The organism is Rhodococcus sp. (in: high G+C Gram-positive bacteria), from assembly GCF_049286785.1.
Classification (GTDB): Bacteria; Actinomycetota; Actinomycetes; order Mycobacteriales; family Mycobacteriaceae; genus Rhodococcus_F.
Window position 1 is genome coordinate 1 of record NZ_JBAQEO010000875.1, and the last position, 1,834, is coordinate 1,834.

At 67.4% G+C, this 1,834-nt stretch carries 3 protein-coding genes and 1 pseudogene; all 4 read right to left on the reverse strand.

Annotation, left to right across the window (positions count from 1 at the left end; all coding sequences use genetic code 11):
• A partial coding sequence (locus tag WAW17_RS31165; protein WP_422336696.1) for a hypothetical protein occupies positions 1-356 on the reverse strand: 356 nt, incomplete at its 3' end.
• 26 nt (positions 357-382) lie between these two features.
• A complete protein-coding gene (locus WAW17_RS31170; protein WP_422336697.1) occupies positions 383-724 on the reverse strand; it encodes a hypothetical protein in 342 nt (113 codons plus the stop codon).
• Between the two features lie 38 nt (positions 725-762).
• Positions 763-978, reverse strand: coding sequence for a hypothetical protein (locus tag WAW17_RS31175; protein WP_422336698.1), 216 nt, complete (start codon positions 976-978; stop codon positions 763-765).
• A 389-nt stretch (positions 979-1,367) separates the two neighbouring features.
• A pseudogene (locus WAW17_RS31180) lies at positions 1,368-1,834 on the reverse strand (CopG family transcriptional regulator); the annotation flags it as partial.

The window sequence follows — 1,834 nt, forward strand, 5'->3', positions numbered from 1 at the left end:
GCGATCGGCGCGAGGATCGGTGCCGGGTCGTCGTCCCATCCGGCAACGAGAACTGCGCGGCCACGAATCGGGCGGGGGTCGACTGAGCCGCACCGGCGCACGACGTCGGTGGCCACCGGGTTGACCGGGATGCCGGGGACGCCCTGATGGTTCGCCCCTGCGAGCAGGCTCGCCGTGCCCTGGTGCGGGCCGCGGCCGAGGACGAACCCGGCCGCGCCGACGTCGCCGACGACATCGAGGGCCGCGCCGATACCGGCCGGGACCCGGCAGCTCGCCCACAGCGGGTCCACCGGCAGGTCCTGTGCGGTCATGGTGCCGTCGACCTCGATCACGATCGCGGAAAAGGTGGTGCGCATTGCTGTCTCCTTCGGTTGGTGGATCGTCAGTTGAGGGGTTGATGGGCGAAGTTCCCGCACCGGTTCGCGGTGGCGTGTTCGGACTGCCACACGGCCGCCAGATCGCGGTGTCCGATGACTGCGAGCAGGTTCGACAGGGCGTCGACCTCGCTGCACCGCATCCGCCGCCCGCTGGCGTGCCGAAGGAAACTGTCCAACGCCACCGAGGTCACCGAGGCCGCCCCGATCTCCGCGATGAGCCGGGCCTTGTAGGTGTCCCGGTCGCCGTTGCGCGGGTCCGGGCGGCCACTGTCGGCGATAACCCCGCCGAGCGTGTCGAGAATGCCGTCGAAGTAGTCCTCGCCGGCGTTTCCAGCCGTTGCGCTCACTGTGTCTCCGTTCCTTGTCAGGTGGTCGGGCTGGCCGGTCAGAAACCGAAGTCGGCCGGGTCAAGACGGATTTCGGCGGCCTCGATGTACGGGTCGGCCGGGTCGAGGGCGAAGACCATGCCCAGCAGCTCGGCGCGCATATCCATGCCCAGGTCGTCGAAATCGGGATCTTCCTCGACCCGCAGGTCGGCGTAGATCGCCCGCGCGACAGCGATGGGGTCGATGACCGTGTCGAGGACGATGGTGGTGCTCACAGGAACCTCCTATGCTCAGCCGGGCCACCTGCGCGGCCCGATCATTTTTTGTGCCCTTCTGGCAAAGGAGAGGTCCGCCGGTATGAGGGGGCCGGAGTGCAACTGTCGAGCCGAAAAATCTTGGGGGAGCGAAGCGGAGGAAAGAATTTTCGGAGCCCTTGGGCCGCCGTCAGGCGTCGGCGGTTGCGCGCAGGTCACCGCCGGCGAGACTCGGAAGGCCAGAAGGGAACAACAACAACGCCCTTCACCGGGCGGAGCGCAGCGGAGCTCTCGAATCAGGGGACGCCGAAGGTGGCCTCGCCCGGGCCGAAGGACCGCGGCCACCGCAAGGCAAGCAAAGGATGATGCAGGAGTGCGCTGACTAGCGTCGGATCATGGCAGCCGGTGAGTCAGTCGGGTTGTGTGTCGCGTCGCGCCTGGCGGCGAGCGTGCCGGGCCAGAAGGTGCCTCTTGTTCTTCTCGCTGCGGAAGATCTCGCGAGTCACGGCTTGGTCGATAATTCCGGGCTCGTCAAGCAAGCGCTTCGCGGCGAGGCGCATCAACTCGGCCCGATCAGATCCGACCCGCGCGGCCAACGCGTCGAGCTTGTTACGGAGGGTCTCGTCGAAGTGCACATTGGCCCTGGCCGGGTAGATTTCGAGTCTGAGATCACGCAGTGGTGCGATGTTCTCGAGGTCCCCGGTGAGGTCACCGGGCTCGTCCAACAGGCGCCGGAGGGCGACCCGCAGCAGCGCAGTGTTGAGCTTGTCCCCGTATCGGCCGGCGAGCCTCCAGACTTGCTTCTTGCTGGACGGGAGAACCATCACGTCGACCCAGTCGGACAGCCCGGTCCGCTCGGCCTCGCGGAGCATCGGAT